The following is a 15592-nucleotide window of genomic DNA, read 5'->3' as shown; positions in this document are numbered from 1 at the left end:
CATTCCTTTTCTATGGATTTGCACCGCGAAATGCCTTTCCATGATAGAGGATTGTCCTCTTTTTGTACAGTTTAGTTGATAAATTCAACTAGATTTGAATCCCACAAGAAAATATTCAGACCCTTTTTTATCTACGTTCTTTTTCGTGGATTTTGTCTTCTTGCGTGGGATACCATAGGTGCTGAAGCGCTTATCATCCTTTACCCTGTCATAAACCACTTCATCAACATTAAAAGGTGGATTAAAGGTTATTTGAAGCCCCTCAGGTCTCCGATCGTTATATATCAAGGATCTCACTTCCTTTACCTGTCAATGAAGTCCTTTCTTCTTCTCCTTGTATTGTCCAGCAAAGGCTGCATGAAGTCAATACACGCTTCGCTCTTCGGTATTGACCTCATGCAGCCTTTGCTAGGTAGAGCTGAGAAGAGAAGAAAGGCTTACCTTGTTTACTACGAATACCACTTGAGATGATGCTGGAAATAATGGCCATCACATAATCAAAGGCCCCAACAGCATCATACGGGTCAGAATAAAAGGTGTTGGCTTCTTGAATCTCTCCTCGCACATTGTTGAGCATGAGGTTCATCTTGGCTAATTTCACCGTATCAGGTTCTTTTTCCACGCCAAAGCATTTGAATTTCATTAGTTCATTGTTGTCGGCATTGTGCCTGTGCATATAACGGGCCGCCTGGACAAACATACCTCCTGAACCACAAGCAGGATCCAGGAACTTCTTTTCCCCGCCTGCTTCGGGACTGAGCACTTCCACCATATAACGAACTACTGTAGAAGGCGTGTAGAATGCACCACCATCCTTGCCCTCAGCCAAGGCAAAATTCCCTAGGAAATATTCATAAATTTCCCCAAAGATATCCAGCGTAGAATTTTCGGGAATGTCTTTGAATATCCTTATAATACGAGATAATAACTCTGGCTCCTCCTCAGGCACCAACTGTCCATATACATCTTTGGGCAATACATTTTGCAAAGGAGCATTTTCTTTCTCGATGGCCTCCATGGCTTCTTTTACTAGCACTGCCTTCTTCTCATCATCAGGAGCATCATTGATATGATCATAATATGCTTCTTCCGGCAGATAGAAGCCACACTTCTCAAAAGCTATTTCCTTGAGCGTCTTTTCCCTGCGACTGCCTTTTAACTTCTCATATTCTGCCAGAATTTCCTCTTTATGCTGCTTGTATAAAATATCAGCATAGCAAAGGAAGATAAGTCCCAGTATAGGCTGACCATACTTATTCGCCGCCAAATGCGCCCCAGAGCGAAGCACATCCGCTGCATGCCACAAATCATCTTTAAGCTTTTTCAGTTCCAAATCAGTTATTCTATTTTCCCTTCAATATCTTTCACAAAAAAATATGTCGGCATTTTCCCCAACTCTATCCGTCACTCTGCCTCTTCCTCCATGGTCTCCAGCAAGAAACTCACCGGGCGGAAGCCGTCGTTGCAGGAGATCATAGCCGAGCGGGGATTCTTCATCCAGCCGTCGTAGAAGCCCTCTGCGCCATGGGCCAGCCCCATGACAAAAGGAGACATGGATTCCCAGGCACTCTGGCAAAGGCCTTCAGGCCGCTGCCAGCCATTGGCGATATACACAGCGCCTTCTTCAATATCGCAGGCATGTTCGATGGGGTTTTCATACTTTTCCATCAAATCGAGATAACAAGCCTTCCGCATGACAGTTATCCGAACTTTTTTCATGCCAGCACCTCCCCGTTCAATTCTATGTTAATTTTACTAGCAAATCTTAGCAAGCACAAGCTGTCAAACGCAATGGGTCCCTGATGTTTGCATAAGCGTTCAAAAAAACAGGCGCCCCCTGACTCCGAAGGGCACGCCTGCTTTCATCTTCATATCCTATCCTGCCTTATATCCTCAGCAATGAGTTCCTCAAGCCGTCCTACGGTCATGTCCTTCTCGGAATAGACATTCAGGCCGTGTTTCATCAGGAGGGCTGCTGTCACGCCGGGATGCTTGGTGTACTTGCCGGTGAAGCTGCCGTCGTGGACACGGTGGACGCCGCAGGAGGGGCTGCCCTCCTTCAGGATGGCCACCCTCGCATGGTAGGCTTCGGCAATCTTCAGGGCCTTGTCTGCGCCGGTGAGCATATAGGAGGTGAGCTCCCTGCCCTCTGCATCCTGCACTGCGGCCTTGCCCTGGAGCACCTTCTTGCCGTTGCCACCCTGGATTTCCATGGGGGGACGGGGGACGGGCAGCATGGCGAAGCACTCGGGACAGATGGCTATGAACCTGCCCCGCTCATTGTAGCGCATCAAGAGTTCATGTGGATTGGCACCGCCGGAATACTTTACCTTGTGCCCCAAAAGACAGGCACTGACCAGTATCATCTCCTGCAACCTCCTCTTACGCCAAAGGGCTTCACATTGATGCCCAGCCTGCCTGTCAGCGCAGGCAGGCTGTCCATGTGCAGCTCCTCCCCTGCTTTCAGGGGGATAGCCGCGCAGGTGCGGGCATCGTCAAGAGCGTTATGGTGCTTGAAATCTATCTCCAGGAAGGAACCCACGGTATTCAGCTTGTGGTTCTCAAGCTTCGGCCACACCTTGCGGGAAATGGTCACCGTGTCGCAATAGGAAAACTTCGGCATCGGCAGCCCTGCCCGCATGAGACAGGCCCCCAGCACCCCCATGTCAAAGGGGGCGTTGTGAGCCACCACTACCTTTCCCTCCAGATGCTCCCTCAGCTCCGGCCAGATTTTGGCGAAGCTGGGGGCATAGCGGGTATCCTCTCTGGTGATGCCGTGTATTTGGGTATTGAAGGGATTGTACTTATTCTCAGGCGGCTGAATCAGGGTGTAGTAGGAATCGTAGAGCTTACCCTCCACCACCTCCACCACGGCTACGGAACAGGCCGAATCCCTGGCAGCAGTGGCAGTCTCAAAGTCAATCGCCGCAAAGTTCATCATTACTTGCTTCTCTTTTCCTGCAAATACTCGTCAATGGCAGCAGCTGCCTTGCGGCCTGCGCCCATGGCCAGGATGACCGTGGCTGCGCCAGTGACGATATCGCCGCCGGCAAAGACACCGGGCTTGGAAGTAGCGCAGCTCTCCTCATCGGCCACGATATTGCCCCGCTTGGTAGTCTCGAGCCCCGGGGTGGTGTGGGCGATGATGGGGTTGGGACCGGTGCCGATGGCGATGATGACCGTGTCCATCTCCAGTTCAAACTCAGAACCTTCCACAGGCGCAGGACGGCGGCGGCCGGAAGCGTCAGGCTCGCCCAGTTCCATGCGGATGCACTTGAGGCCCTTCACCCAGCCTTCTTCGTTACCCAGAACCTCCACAGGATTGGTGAGCAGCTGGAAGTCAATGCCCTCTTCCTTGGCGTGCTCCACTTCCTCCTTGCGGGCGGGCAGCTCGGCCTCGCTGCGGCGATAGACGATGTAGACATGCTCGGCCCCCAGGCGCAGAGCCGTGCGGGCTGCGTCCATGGCCACGTTGCCGCCGCCTACCACGGCCACATTCTTGCCCACCTTGATGGGGGTAGCATATTCGGGGAACTTGTAGGCCTTCATGAGGTTGCAGCGGGTCAGGAACTCATTGGCAGAGTACACGCCGTTGAGGCTTTCGCCGGGAATGCCCTGGAAATGGGGCAGGCCTGCGCCAGTGCCCAGGAATACCGCGTCAAAGCCCTCTTCCTCCATGAGCTCATCCACCGTAACCACACGGCCCACTACGCTGTCAAGTTCGATTTTCACACCCAGCTTCTCGATGTTCTCGATTTCCTTGGCCACAACCTTATCCTTAGGCAGACGAAACTCGGGAATGCCATAGGAAAGCACGCCGCCAGCCTTATGCAGTGCCTCAAAGATGGTGACCTTGTAGCCCTTCTTGGCCAGGTCCCCTGCACAGGAAAGGCCGGAGGGACCTGCGCCGATGACAGCTACCTTCTGGGCATCTTCAGCGTACTGCACAGGCTCCACAGGCTCATTCTTGGCCATGGCCCGGTCAGCCACGAAGCGCTCCAGACGGCCGATAGCCACGGACTCGCCCTTCTTGGCCAGCACGCACATCTTCTCGCACTGGTTCTCCTGAGGGCAGACGCGGCCGCAGACGGCAGGCAGCCCGTTGGACTCCTTGATGGTCTTGATGGCCTCATCATAGTTGCGCTCTTTGATCTCGCCTATGAACTTTGGGATGTCGATGGACACAGGGCAGCCCTTGCGGCACTGGGGCACCTTGCAGTGCAGGCAGCGCTCTGCCTCGGCTACAGCCGTTTCCTCATCGTAGCCCAGAGCTACCTCATCAAAATTATGTGCACGGACCTTGGGGTCCTGCACCGGCATTTTATGTTTTTCCAAAGAAAGAGCCATTTAGCTTACCTCCGCTCAGCGATCCAACCCGATATTGCACACATGATCCTTTTCCTGGGCTTCCAGGTCACGGTACATGCGCTGACGGCTCATGAGGCCTTTGAAATCCACCAGGTGGCCGTCAAACTCCGGGCCGTCCACGCAGGCAAACTTGGTCTCGTCACCCACCTGCACCCGGCAGCCGCCGCACATGCCGGTACCATCCACCATGATGGGGTTCAGGCTGACGATGGTGCGGATGCCTAAATCACGGGTAGCATCTGCCACGCTCTTCATCATGATGACAGGACCGATGGCGGTAATCTGGTCAATCTTCTCCCCGCGGTCCACCAGAGCCTGCACTGCATTGGTGACAAAGCCCTTGATGCCGTAGGAGCCATCGTCGGTGGTGACCACCACTTCATCAGTGACGGCCTTCATCTCCTCCTCCATGATGAGGATGTCCTTTGTCTTGGCGCCCATGATGGCGATGACTTTGTTGCCTGCTTCCTTCATGGCACGGGCAATGGGATAAGTGGGAGCCACGCCGATGCCGCCGCCCACTACCACTACGGTGCCCAGTTTCTCAATCTCAGAAGGCTGTCCCAGAGGGCCCACGAAATCCACGATGGAATCCCCCACATTAAGCTCAGCCAGCTTCATAGTGGAAGCGCCAATGACCTGGAACACGATCAGCACGGCGCCGGTCTCACGGTTGAAATCTGCAATGGTAAGGGGAATGCGCTCTCCCTTTTCGTCTACACGCAGGACGATGAACTGTCCTGCCTGGGCCTTCTTAGCCACCCGGGGTGCTTCAATCTCCATGGCGAAAACGCTGGGAGACCACTCCTCTTTCTTCAAAATCTTGAACATGCTGCACTCTCCTAAATACAATTATGCAAATATATCTCTCAGCCGAAAATACCGGCCAGGTAAGCTTCCAGATTGGTCTTGATGGGCATGACGTAAAGGCTGCTGCCCGTGCGCTCTGCGAAATCCATGACCTTCTTGGCAAAGGCCACACTCCACTCCAGGTCAGGGCGGAAGTCATGGGGGAAGACCACGTTGTTCTTCCTCTCCCAGTAGCTCTGGGAACGGCTGTTCATAACCGGGGAAACGCCCCAGTACACTTCCATGCCCTGCAGCATATCCGCATAAACCTCCAGATAACGCAGATCAAAGAAAGGCTGGGTGAAGAAACCCGCTGCCCCCGCCTGCTTCTTGCGGCGGGTCCTGTAGAGTTCTTCCTTCATGGAAGAGCGGTATTGGTCAATGCCTGCATAGACCTTCACCTCAGGCATTTCCTGACGGAACTTGCGGATAACATCAGTAGACTGGGTGGGATAAACCTCGTGGAGCATATCCTGGGGCGGGTCGCCCTCGATGACCAGCACCTCAGTGATGCGGTGCTCACGCAGGTATTCCTTCATGGGCAGCTCCTTATCAAGGTCTACGTCCATGGCTCTGATATGGGGCATCACCGTGCCGAAATAATCCTGGGCAATGCCTGCCCCCTCCCAGCTGCGCAGCGGCAGCCTAAGGAGATCAGGGATATTGATGACATTTACCTGCCCTTGGTATTTTTTCAAGAGTTCCAGTTCTCCCCGCAGGCTTTCTTCCTCCCGCGGCACCAGTTCAACGGAAACACGCTTCATGTTCTGCCCCCTATCATTAAGGAAATTTATGTCTCATAAAACCAGGCTAATACTTGGCCAAAGTCAGTAATATTGTAAACTGTTTCCACCTCTTTTGCAAGCTAAAGCGCCCAAAAGCATAGACCCTCAATGATCGGATTTGTTGCTTCTTACTTCCCCTGCCTTACGGTTATCAATCAGGAATCTTGCCGACTCTCCCGGTTTCAGGATTTTCCTGGCTGAGGACAGGGGTTGCTGATATTTTTCCAGGCCATTTTCCTCGTTGGCCTCCAAGCTGGTGACAAGCTGGAAGGCAATTTCCTCCCCAGAGTCAGGAACCTTCACGCTTACTTCCAGTTTTTCTCCTTCCGGCACCATGAAAGAGGCCATCCTGCCATAAACTTTCAGTTCCGAATCCACGCTGTGGGACTGATGGGTTATGCTGCCATTCAAATAGGAAGCTGTTTCCTCTCCCCCAGGCAAAGACAGCGTTATTTCCAAAGGAATGCCACTTTGGCCGGGATTCACTTTCACAGGCTGCTTCCCTTCAAAATCCACTTGCAAGCGGCACAAGGTAGGGGTTCCCCGCATATAAATCTCTTTTGGCTCGCCAGATAGAATCCAGGCATTGTAAGTGTCTGCCGAATGCATATTCATGGCACTCCTGGCTGCCTCAGGATTCTTTTCCTGCAGCATTTCCGTGAAGCCCACCCCGCTGGCAGCCTGTTCACCGCTCTCTGGCATACTTTTCTTGATAGCATTTACCATAGCAGTATGCCCCAGCTTGCCCCTGCGCTTGTAGAATTTTTCCACAGACCCCACGGCCCACTGCATATTCTTCACCGCCCGGGCAAAGTCTTCACTGCCCGGCATGGGCTTATAACGCCTGCCAGTTAGCTCCGTAAAGGGCACTTCCATCCTGGCCACCAGCTGGTCATAACGCTCTGTGTTGCCCTTGAGCTTGGTAGCGGTAGGCAGATAGAGGCAGACCCCAAAATTATTGTAATCCCAGGAACCTCCCTTGAAGGGAAGCTCCGGCACTGCATCCTCCGGGTTGATGATATTGAAGATATTCTGATAGAGTCCCGCCCTGCGCTCACCTATGACCGTGCAGCTGCTGGGAGTGGCAAAGGTATAGGTATAGACACGGCTGGATTCCGCTTGGAAGATTGTGCCATCATCAGCAGCTTCTCCCCTGTCCAGGAACGCCCCTACCAAATCGGCCACCGCCGCCCCCCGGCTATGGCCCGTAATCAGGAAGCTGGCCCGGCCTTCCTCTACCCCCTGCTCCTGCAGATAGGCGTAAAGATCCTGCAGCACCAGTCGGGCAGCCTTCTCGAAGCCCTCATGGTAGCGCTGCTTCTTACGGGTGGAGTCCGCAATATTGAGATTGCTGAGCCATTCCTGCTGGCCGTTGGTGCCGCGTATGGCCACCAGCACTGCTATATCTCCGTTGGGCAAGTCCATCAGGCCGAAGGAATACGCGCTCTTATCCTTATACTCAGGCTCTATCAGCTTGTAATGATAGTCGCGCACAGAACTGCCATCGCCGCCCAGCTCCGTCCAAAGCCTGGTCAGTGTGCCCTGCTCCTGCAGGTATACAGATGATGATATGGCCCCACAGATGCGTGCCAGGCCATGATTGTAAACATAGCTGTCCCCCTGAAGCCAATACTTGTCCCACTGGTAAGACAGAGGTACTTCTTCAGCTGTACTTACTGCCCCTACCGGCAGTTCTGCATTCACAGGCATAGCCTCTGCTGTACTTGTTACAGCCAAAGAGGCCCCTGCCAGCAGACCTGCCAGCACGAGCCCCTTCAGCACGCCTGGTCTCACTTGACCTCCACGCAGTGCTTGTCGTTTATTTCCTTCACCTTCTGCACGCGACGGCGATATTTCTCAGCCGTCAGCGGGTCGGTGTGCATCCAGGTCTTCACCGTCTCCATGGCGATGGCGCCGCCGATGATTTTGCCCCCCAGGCACAGCACATTGGAATCATTGTGCTCACGGGCAAGCTGGGCGCAGAAGGGGTCCTGACACACCACGGCGTAGATGCCATTCAGCTTGTTGGCAATCATGGCGCTGCCGTAGCCCACGCCGTCCACGAAAACGCCCCTGTCACACTCGCCCTTGGCCACAGCCAAAGCTGCAGGATAGACAAAATCCGACAGGTCGCAGGACTCCTCATCATAGGTGCCGAAATCCTTCACCTCATGGCCCTCGCTCTCAAGATAAGCCTTGATTTCCTCTTTCAGCTTGGTGCCTGCATGATCATTAGCCATTGCTATCTTCATGGTCAATTCCTCCCCATATTGTCAAAATATTCCTTGACATTAAGCCTACCAGATTAAAACTGCGGGGTCAAGGGTCAATCTGCTGTGCCAGCCTTTCTGCCAGCAGAGTATAGCGCCTTTTGGTGCGGTCATTCTCCACCGCCGTGTTGAGCGCCGCCTTGCTGCCCAGGAGAATCACCCTCTGCTTGGCACGGGTGACTGCCGTATACAGGAGATTCCTCTGCAGCATAATATAGTGGTTTTCCACCAATGGCAGGATGATGACGGGATACTCGCTGCCCTGGCTCTTGTGGACGCTCATGGCATAGGCCAGCTGCAGCTCTATGAGCTCGCTTTTCTCATAATCCACGATGAAGTCATCGCCGAACTTCACGCTGGCCTTCTCCGGCTCCATCTGCACGATAAAGCCAATATCCCCGTTGAACACGTGCTTCTGATAGTTGTTCTTGGTCTGCATGACCTTGTCACCCAACCGGAAGGTCTGGATGGAATTCTTGAACTCCGGTTTTTGGGGGCTCTTGGGATTCAGGGCCTCCTGCAGGAGCTTGTTGAGATTCTCCGTGCCGCACTCCTGCCGGTGCATGGGCGAGAGCACCTGCACATCCTGCAGGGGTGACCAGCCTTCCCTGGGCAATATTTCCCGACAGAGCTTCACCACCATTTCCGCCGTGGCTGTGCCGTCCGGCAGGGGAATGAACTGGAAGTCCCCCTCCCCCAGGGGACCGCACTCAGGCAACCGCCCTGCGTTGATGGCATGGGCATTCATGACAATGCCGCTGCCCTCCCCCTGGCGGAAGACCTCCGTCAGGCAGACCTTGGGTATGACCCCGGAGCGCAGGATATCCTTCAGCACCGACCCCGGCCCCACGGCAGGCAGCTGGTCCACGTCCCCAACCAGCACCAGATGGCAGCCATCCGGCACCGCCGCCAGGAAGTGCTCCATGAGCACGATATCCATCATGGAAACCTCGTCCAGTATGATGACGTCAGCCTCCAGCTGCTGCTCCTCGTCCTTGGCAAAGGCCATGCCGCCTTTGCCCCCCTGGGCCTCCAGCATGCGGTGGATAGTCATGGCCTTGCGGTCCGTAGCCTCCGAAAGACGCTTGGCCGCCCGTCCTGTGGGCGCCCCCAGCTGCACCTCCAGCCCCTTGGCCTCCAAAAGGTCGATAATGCCCCGCACCACCGTGGTCTTGCCTGTACCGGGACCGCCGGTAAGCACCATGACCCCGTATGTAAGAGCCGCCTTCATGGCTTCCCTCTGGCCCTCTGCCAGGGTCACACCTGTGCGGTGCTCCCACTTCTCAATCCTGCGGTCTGTGCTTGCCGTTTCATATTCATCGGCATATTTCTGCAGATAGAGAAGCTTTTTGGCAGCCTTCACCTCTGCCCTGTAAAGATAGGGAGGATATATCAAGAGCTCCGAACCGCCCTTGACATATTCCACGGCCAAGGCCTGCCGCTGAAGCTGGACTTTGAGCACTTCCCTCACGCGCTGAGGTTCCACATGCAGCAGGCTGGCGGATTTGCTGACCAAAGGGTCCTCCGGCACACAGCAATGGCCTGAGAGGGCAATATTCTGCAGGGCGTAGTCAATGCCTGCCGCCACTCTCCCTTCATCATCCTTGGTCAGCCCCATGGAAGACGCGATAGCATCTGCCGTGGCAAAGCCTATGCCCTCCACCTCACGGGCCAGGCGATAGGGAGACTTTTCCAGCACTTCCAAAGCAAAGGAGCCGTAAACCTTGAAGATGCGGGCGGCATAAGTGCCGGACACGCCGTGGCTTTCCAGCCAGAGCATGATTTCCCTGAGCTCCGACTGGGCCCGGTAGGATTCGGCGATTTTCTCCGCCGTCTTCTTGCCGATGCCCGGCACTTCCTTCAGCCTGCCAGGGTGGTTTTCTATGATATCCAAAGTGTCCTTGCCAAAATGCTTAACCAGCCGACTGGCGTTCACCGGTCCGCAGCCTTCAATGACCCCGGAGGCCAGGAAGCGCTCTATGCCTGCGGCACTGGTGGGGGAGGAAAGGTGCATGCTCTCAGCCTTGAACTGCTGGCCGAAGCGGGGGTGGGTGACCCACTTGCCCGTAAGATGCACCTGCTGGCCCACCAGCGGCGGCTCACAGCTCAAGGTGACGGAAGTGCGGCTCTTGGTATGCACAGGCTGCAAGCGGATAACGGAAAACCTGCCGTCCTCCGAAGCAAAGACAATGCTGTCCACCACGCCTTCCAGTTCTTCCGCTGCCTCCAGTCCCGGCAGGGAAAGCTGCTGGCTGTCAGCTTCTTTTGCTTTACTCATGGCTTACGCCTCCGTCAGCTGCGCCCACTTCTCATAGCGCTCCTCGATTTCCTTCTCCTTGGCTGCATAGGCTTCGGCTATCTGCTGGCTCTTTTCCGGATCAGCCTGCACCTCTGGCAGATTCATCTCATATTCCAGGCCCTTGAGCTCAGCCTCGGCCATGGCGATTTCCGCCTCGGCCCGCTGGATCATCTCAGTGCGCTTGGCATCGCTCATGCTCTGGATGCGTCCCAGCTCTGCTTTCTGCTGTTCCTGCTTTCTGGCAGCCTTTTCCTGCTGATTGCCAGCAGCCTGCTCCTGCTTCTGCTTTTCCTTCTGCCTGCGCTCCTCGGCTTCCCTTTCTGCCCGCTCCTCGGCCTCAGCTTCCGCTTCAGCTTCCTTCTTCATGAGATAGTAGCTGTAGCCGCCGGTATACTCCGTGAGAGTGCCCTCAGCCAGCTCCAGGGTGCAGTTGGCCACTTTATCTAGGAAGTAGCGGTCATGGGATACTGCCAGGAAGGTGCCGGGGTAGGCCATGAGGGCCTCCTCCACTGCCTCCCGGGCCGGGATATCAAGATGGTTGGTAGGCTCATCCAGAATCAGGAAATTGGCCCCCGTCAGCATCAGCTTGAGGAAGGCAACCCGGGACTGCTCACCGCCTGAAAGTTCCCCTATGCGGCGCAGCACCTCATCCCCATGGAAGAGGAAGGCTCCCAGATATTTCCTGGCCTGTTCCTCATCCATGCCATACTCATAGAGGATTTCGTCCAGAATGGTGTTTTCAGGATTCAGCCCTTCATGCTGCTGGGAGAAGTAGCCGATTTTCACCCGGCTGCCGATTTTCACATCGCCGCTTTTGGGAGCAAGCTCTCCCACCAGAATCCTCAACAGAGTGGTCTTGCCTGCCCCGTTGGGACCCACCAGAGCCACACCATCACCATTGCGGATCAGGAGATTTATGTCCTTGAAGACCTCGTGATTGCCAAAGGCAAAAGAAATATTCTCCAGTTCCGCCACCCGCTGGGCACACTCCGGCGGAGCATTCAGGGCAAAGTAGTTGAAGGTGGCCGTCTCCGGCGGCAGCACGATGCGTTCCAGCCTGTTCAGCTGGCTCTGACGGCCCCGGGCCTGCTTGGACTTGATGCCCGCCTTGTACTTCCTGATATACTCTTCGGTCTTTTTGATATGCTCCTGTTGCTTCTCATAGGCAGACTGCAGGGCTGCCCTGCGCTCCGTCTTCACCTTCATGTAGTAGGTGTAGTTGCCATGGTAGGCAGTGATGGTCTTGCCATCCAGCTCAAAGATATGGGTGGCAATGCGGTCCAGGAAGTAACGGTCATGGGAGATGATCAGCACGCCGCCGCTGTAGGTTTTGAGGAACCCTTCCAGCCACTCAATCATCCTGATATCCAGATGGTTGGTAGGCTCATCCAAAAACAGGAAGTCAGGCTCCCTCAGAAGGGCTTTGGCCAGGCAGATGCGGGTCTTCTGTCCCCCGGAGAAATGCTGGACGTTCTTCTTGAACTCCTCCTCCGTAAAGCCCAGGCCATAGGCAATGCGGCGGATACGGCTCTCATAGTCATAGCCCCCCAGGAGCTCAAAACGCTCCACTACGCGGCCATAGGCAGAAAGGGTCTCCTCATCATGGTTTTCCGCAATGGCCTTTTCCAGCGCCTTCTTGCGTTCACCCAGTTCGATGATATCCTCAAAGGCCCGCTTGAATTCCTCAAAGAGGGTGCCCGTGCCAAAATCAGCCTGCTGCTCCACATAACCGATAGTTGCATTAGTGTCAAAAGCGACGGTTCCCCCGTCGCTTTCTTCCAGTCCCATGAGGCAGCGCATCAAGGTAGTCTTGCCGGCACCATTCGGCCCCACCAGCCCCACCTTGTCCCCCCGGGAAATCTCAAAATTCACATCGTTAAAAAGTTCGTCTATGCCAAAGGCCTTCTTGAGGCCCTGTACCTTGAGCATACTCAATTGCGTTTCTCCTGTTACCTTGTCTTGTAATCAAGCCCTATGCGCAGCACCGCCTGATTGCTGCTGCCCCCATCCATTATGATGCAGGGGAAGGGCATACCATAGAACACATCGGTGTTGCGGGCAGAGGTTGTGATGCTGGTCTGCTCACGGGAACTGGTCTTGCCCGTCTCCACGCTGGAAATCACAAAACCCTTGCGCTGGAGGATTTCTGCTGCCTCCGCGCCAGCCCCGTTGATGCCGCTGTCATTTATAACCAGCACCTTGATTTCCGAGGGCTTCATGGGTTCCTGAGGCTCAGGCTTCTCCTCAGTGCCGGCCGAAGACTGGCCATCCTGCTTCTCTCCCAGCTTGATTCCCTTGGGCAGTTCAGCCAGGTACTTGTCCTCAGCCTCCTGGTCTGCCTGCTGCGCTTCCGTGCCCAGTTCCAAGCCCAAAGCCTGGGGCAGAATGGCACGCACATCGGTAATATCGGGAATCCAGTAGCTGATATCCTGCAGGAAAGCAGGCTGTCCCGGCACCATCTGGGCTTGCAGGCCGTTCTTGTGTACCTGCTCCATCAGCCCTGCAAATTCCAGCAGTTCCGTGACGCTCATATCTGTTTCCACAGCCGTGCGGATTTCCTCCGCCAGCTTGGGCAGGCGGGGCAGCATCTCTGGAGAAATGACCTTGGCCAGCACCGCCTTCATGAACTTCTGCTGACGGCCCACCCGGCCAATGTCACCCTCGCCGTCGCGATAGCGCACATACTGGATGGCCCTGTCCCCGTCCAAATGCTGCTCACCAGGATAAAGGTCAATGACCAGCCCCCCGTTATCATCCCAGGGGTCCTCGTAATACATGCGCTTTTCCACATTCAGGTCTACGCCGCCGATGGCGTCAATGATGCGCTCAAAGGATTTGGTGTCAATGAGGATATAGTGATCCATCTTGACCCCCAACAGATTTTCCACTGTCTGCTGGGTGAGTTTGTGCCCCCCAAAGGCATAGGCATGGTTTATCTTGTCAAAGCCATTTCCCTCAATGGCCACCCTGGTATCACGGGGAATGGACAGAAGGGCTGCCTTGCTGCTGTCCACATCCACAGCAGCCACCATCAGGGTGTCGCTGCGGCCCACATCATCTGCCCGGCGGTCAACTCCCATGATCATCACGTACTTCACATCGTCAGGACGGCTAACCTCCCCTGGAGATGCTCCGGGACTTATGCCGCCGCGCAAAAGGGCGACAGCCACCAACATCACCAGCAGGGCAACGGCTCCCAGCCATTTCACCCTGGTATAATCACGCTTTACTTTGCGTTTCTTTCGCATTGAGCTCTGCTCCTTACCTAAATATATATGGACCCACGAAGCCTAGTATATCAAATCTGGAAGCCTGCCGCAATGACCTGCAGAAAGCAGGCAAAAATCGGAAAAATATAGCTGTTCAAGCAGGATAAAATAAGGTAAGATTGAATCATATATAGCGAGAAAGGTAGTGATAGAATGATACGCCTGCCCATAAAAAAACTGAAACCCGGCATGATTATCGCCCAAAGCATCTACAACAGGCGCGGCGCAAGCTACCTGGTGAAGGGCAGACCACTGACCGAGGAATATATTGCACGTCTTTCCAAAATCGGACTGCCAGCAGTAACCGTCACTTCCTCTGACCCGCGTTTCCAGCTGCCTCCCCCCGAAGACATCGTGCAGGAAAATACCCGCATTCATGCAATAGAGACCATTTACAACGCCTTTCAATCCATAGAAAAAGAAGGCAGCCTGGACGTGGCTGCCATACAATCCGTTACGGACACACTGGTCCTGGATATCATCGAGCGGCGTCACAATCTGGTACAGCTCACGGATATCCGTCTCCATGACACTTACACCTTTGCCCACAGCGTCAACGTGGCCATCCTCTCGGCCATGATGGGAGTGCTGAAAGGCTACAACCAAAAGGATCTGCAGCTGCTGACCATGGGAGCCATGCTCCATGATGTGGGCAAGATTGATACCCCAAATGACCTCCTGAACAAGCCCGGACGACTGACAGATGTAGAATATGATACCATCAAGCAACATCCCGGCAACGGCGCCCTGCGCATCATGGAGATGCAGGACAAGCTGCCTGATGCCAGCACCCTGGCCTCAATCGCCGCCGAGCACCATGAGCACATAGACGGCAAAGGATACCCCAGAGGTCTCAGAGGCGGCCAGATAAACCGCTACGCCAAGGTGGTGGCCGTGGCAGATGTCTATGATGCCCTCACCAGCGTACGTCCCTATAAGAAAGCCTATCCCCCCAATGTGGCCCACAACATCATGGTGCGGCTGAACAGGGGACAGTTCGACCCGGAAGTGCTGGATATTTTCTTCAATAACGTAGCCCTCTACCCCGTAGGCACTATTCTCCAAACCGTCTACGGCTTCGCCATTGTTTCTGAAGTCCAGTTTGGGCGTACCTCCACTCCCACCATCATCGTCTTTGCCACCCTTGAAGGCAAGCTCATGAAAAAGCCCTTGACCATCAATCTCAGCAATACTGAGGAAAAGAACGATGCTATCCAGCTGGTTATCCTCGATAACGAGCTGCGCCACTTCCTCCACGAGCTGAATTTCGATCCCACTTATTACCTTATGAACCAGGGAAGCTAAAAAGCCGCTACAGACGGCTTTTTTTGTGTTTATTGGTTTATCGCCAGTAAGTGAGGGGCATGGGTATGGCTTGACATTGTCGAAGTAACCTTCCCTGAAAAATGACCTCCACCGTGAAACGGGGGAGGGGGACCACCGAAGGTGGTGGAAGGGGCAAAAGAGCAGCCTTGCTTTCCCCCTTCCGTCAGCCTTCGGCTGCCACCTCCCCCGCAAGCGGTGGAGGTAAGTATAGCTAGTTAAGTTAGCATAAAACAAAGAGGATACCCATTGCTAGGTATCCTCGCTTAACTGGCAGCTTCCTATCCTCCCAGCCCGTCTCCAGGCAAGTACTTTCGGCCTCTGAATGCTTAACTACTGTGTTCGGAATGGGAACAGGTGGATCCATTCAGGCATCGCCACCAGATATTCAGTTGAAAGATTGCTCTTTCAAAACTATACAGAAGAATT

13 protein-coding genes and 1 rRNA gene are annotated in these 15592 nt (G+C 54.6%); 1 reads left to right on the top strand and 13 read right to left on the bottom strand.

The genetic code is table 11. The annotated features are described in order from the left end of the window. Positions 1-394: 394 nt before the first annotated feature. The 12 genes from BLW59_RS15930 to BLW59_RS15875 all read right to left on the bottom strand — a co-directional run bounded on the left by BLW59_RS15930 (position 395) and on the right by BLW59_RS15875 (position 13819). Positions 395-1333, bottom strand: a complete 939-nt coding sequence (locus BLW59_RS15930) for a type I restriction-modification system subunit M (protein ID WP_217634646.1) — start codon at positions 1331-1333, stop codon at positions 395-397. A gap of 71 nt (positions 1334-1404) precedes the next feature. Further along, positions 1405-1719 carry a TIGR04076 family protein gene (locus BLW59_RS15925; RefSeq protein WP_074698663.1) on the bottom strand — a complete coding sequence of 105 codons (315 nt, stop codon included), beginning with the start codon at positions 1717-1719 and terminating at the stop codon, positions 1405-1407. Positions 1720-1868: 149 nt separating this feature from the next. After that, positions 1869-2366, bottom strand: a complete 498-nt coding sequence (locus BLW59_RS15920) for a DUF523 domain-containing protein (protein WP_074698661.1) — start codon at positions 2364-2366, stop codon at positions 1869-1871. Continuing rightward, the gene (locus BLW59_RS15915; RefSeq protein ID WP_081348580.1) at positions 2363-2941 is read right to left on the bottom strand and encodes a 3'-5' exonuclease; all 579 of its coding nucleotides are present in this window, start codon (positions 2939-2941) and stop codon (positions 2363-2365) included. The genes BLW59_RS15920 and BLW59_RS15915 overlap by 4 nt, the downstream gene beginning before the upstream one ends. Further along, a complete protein-coding gene (gene gltA, locus BLW59_RS15910) occupies positions 2941-4347 on the bottom strand; it encodes an NADPH-dependent glutamate synthase (RefSeq protein WP_074698659.1) in 1407 nt (468 codons plus the stop codon). Before gltA ends, BLW59_RS15915 begins: the two co-directional genes overlap by 1 nt. A 15-nt stretch (positions 4348-4362) precedes the next feature. Beyond that, positions 4363-5199 (bottom strand): sulfide/dihydroorotate dehydrogenase-like FAD/NAD-binding protein, encoded by an 837-nt coding sequence (locus BLW59_RS15905; protein ID WP_074698658.1) that lies wholly within the window; start codon positions 5197-5199, stop codon positions 4363-4365. A gap of 38 nt (positions 5200-5237) precedes the next feature. Further along, the gene (locus tag BLW59_RS15900; RefSeq protein ID WP_029540732.1) at positions 5238-5981 is read right to left on the bottom strand and encodes a methylenetetrahydrofolate reductase; all 744 of its coding nucleotides are present in this window, start codon (positions 5979-5981) and stop codon (positions 5238-5240) included. Between the two features lie 126 nt (positions 5982-6107). Further along, on the bottom strand, positions 6108-7796 hold the full coding sequence (locus BLW59_RS15895) for a lipase family protein (RefSeq protein WP_074698656.1): 1689 nt from the start codon (positions 7794-7796) through the stop codon (positions 6108-6110). Next, a complete protein-coding gene (locus BLW59_RS15890; RefSeq protein ID WP_029540739.1) occupies positions 7793-8254 on the bottom strand; it encodes an RpiB/LacA/LacB family sugar-phosphate isomerase in 462 nt (153 codons plus the stop codon). Before BLW59_RS15890 ends, BLW59_RS15895 begins: the two co-directional genes overlap by 4 nt. A gap of 67 nt (positions 8255-8321) precedes the next feature. Beyond that, positions 8322-10550: an ATP-dependent RecD-like DNA helicase gene (locus BLW59_RS15885; protein ID WP_074698654.1), complete on the bottom strand. Its 2229-nt coding sequence runs from the start codon at positions 10548-10550 to the stop codon at positions 8322-8324. 3 nt (positions 10551-10553) lie between these two features. Further along, positions 10554-12506 (bottom strand): ATP-binding cassette domain-containing protein, encoded by a 1953-nt coding sequence (locus tag BLW59_RS15880; RefSeq protein ID WP_139283728.1) that lies wholly within the window; start codon positions 12504-12506, stop codon positions 10554-10556. Between the two features lie 14 nt (positions 12507-12520). Next, positions 12521-13819, bottom strand: a complete 1299-nt coding sequence (locus BLW59_RS15875) for an LCP family protein (protein ID WP_074698650.1) — start codon at positions 13817-13819, stop codon at positions 12521-12523. 174 nt (positions 13820-13993) lie between these two features. Between BLW59_RS15875 and BLW59_RS15870 the strand changes: the two genes are divergently transcribed. Beyond that, a complete protein-coding gene (locus tag BLW59_RS15870; RefSeq protein ID WP_037376830.1) occupies positions 13994-15145 on the top strand; it encodes an HD-GYP domain-containing protein in 1152 nt (383 codons plus the stop codon). Between the two features lie 286 nt (positions 15146-15431). Here BLW59_RS15870 and rrf read toward each other — a convergent pair. Then, positions 15432-15548 (bottom strand): 5S ribosomal RNA (rrf, locus tag BLW59_RS15865). Positions 15549-15592: the final 44 nt, after the last annotated feature.

Origin of the sequence: Selenomonas sp. KH1T6 (assembly GCF_900108415.1) — a bacterium.
Taxonomy (GTDB): domain Bacteria; phylum Bacillota; class Negativicutes; order Selenomonadales; family Selenomonadaceae; genus Selenomonas_B; species Selenomonas_B ruminantium_A.
This window is presented reverse-complemented; position numbering and strand designations above follow the sequence as displayed.

What these genes read in the sequence shown, in the direction of transcription:
- BLW59_RS15925 (WP_074698663.1), bottom strand. Translation starts at nt 1,719, where the DNA reads ATGAAAAAAGTTCGGATAACTGTCATGCGGAAGGCTTGTTATCTCGAT.
- BLW59_RS15920 (WP_074698661.1), bottom strand. Translation starts at nt 2,366, where the DNA reads ATGATACTGGTCAGTGCCTGTCTTTTGGGGCACAAGGTAAAGTATTCC.
- BLW59_RS15915 (WP_081348580.1), bottom strand. Translation starts at nt 2,941, where the DNA reads ATGATGAACTTTGCGGCGATTGACTTTGAGACTGCCACTGCTGCCAGG.
- gltA (WP_074698659.1), bottom strand. Translation starts at nt 4,347, where the DNA reads ATGGCTCTTTCTTTGGAAAAACATAAAATGCCGGTGCAGGACCCCAAG.
- BLW59_RS15905 (WP_074698658.1), bottom strand. Translation starts at nt 5,199, where the DNA reads ATGTTCAAGATTTTGAAGAAAGAGGAGTGGTCTCCCAGCGTTTTCGCC.
- BLW59_RS15900 (WP_029540732.1), bottom strand. Translation starts at nt 5,981, where the DNA reads ATGAAGCGTGTTTCCGTTGAACTGGTGCCGCGGGAGGAAGAAAGCCTG.
- BLW59_RS15890 (WP_029540739.1), bottom strand. Translation starts at nt 8,254, where the DNA reads ATGAAGATAGCAATGGCTAATGATCATGCAGGCACCAAGCTGAAAGAG.
- BLW59_RS15885 (WP_074698654.1), bottom strand. Translation starts at nt 10,550, where the DNA reads ATGAGTAAAGCAAAAGAAGCTGACAGCCAGCAGCTTTCCCTGCCGGGA.
- BLW59_RS15875 (WP_074698650.1), bottom strand. Translation starts at nt 13,819, where the DNA reads ATGCGAAAGAAACGCAAAGTAAAGCGTGATTATACCAGGGTGAAATGG.
- BLW59_RS15870 (WP_037376830.1), top strand. Translation starts at nt 13,994, where the DNA reads ATGATACGCCTGCCCATAAAAAAACTGAAACCCGGCATGATTATCGCC.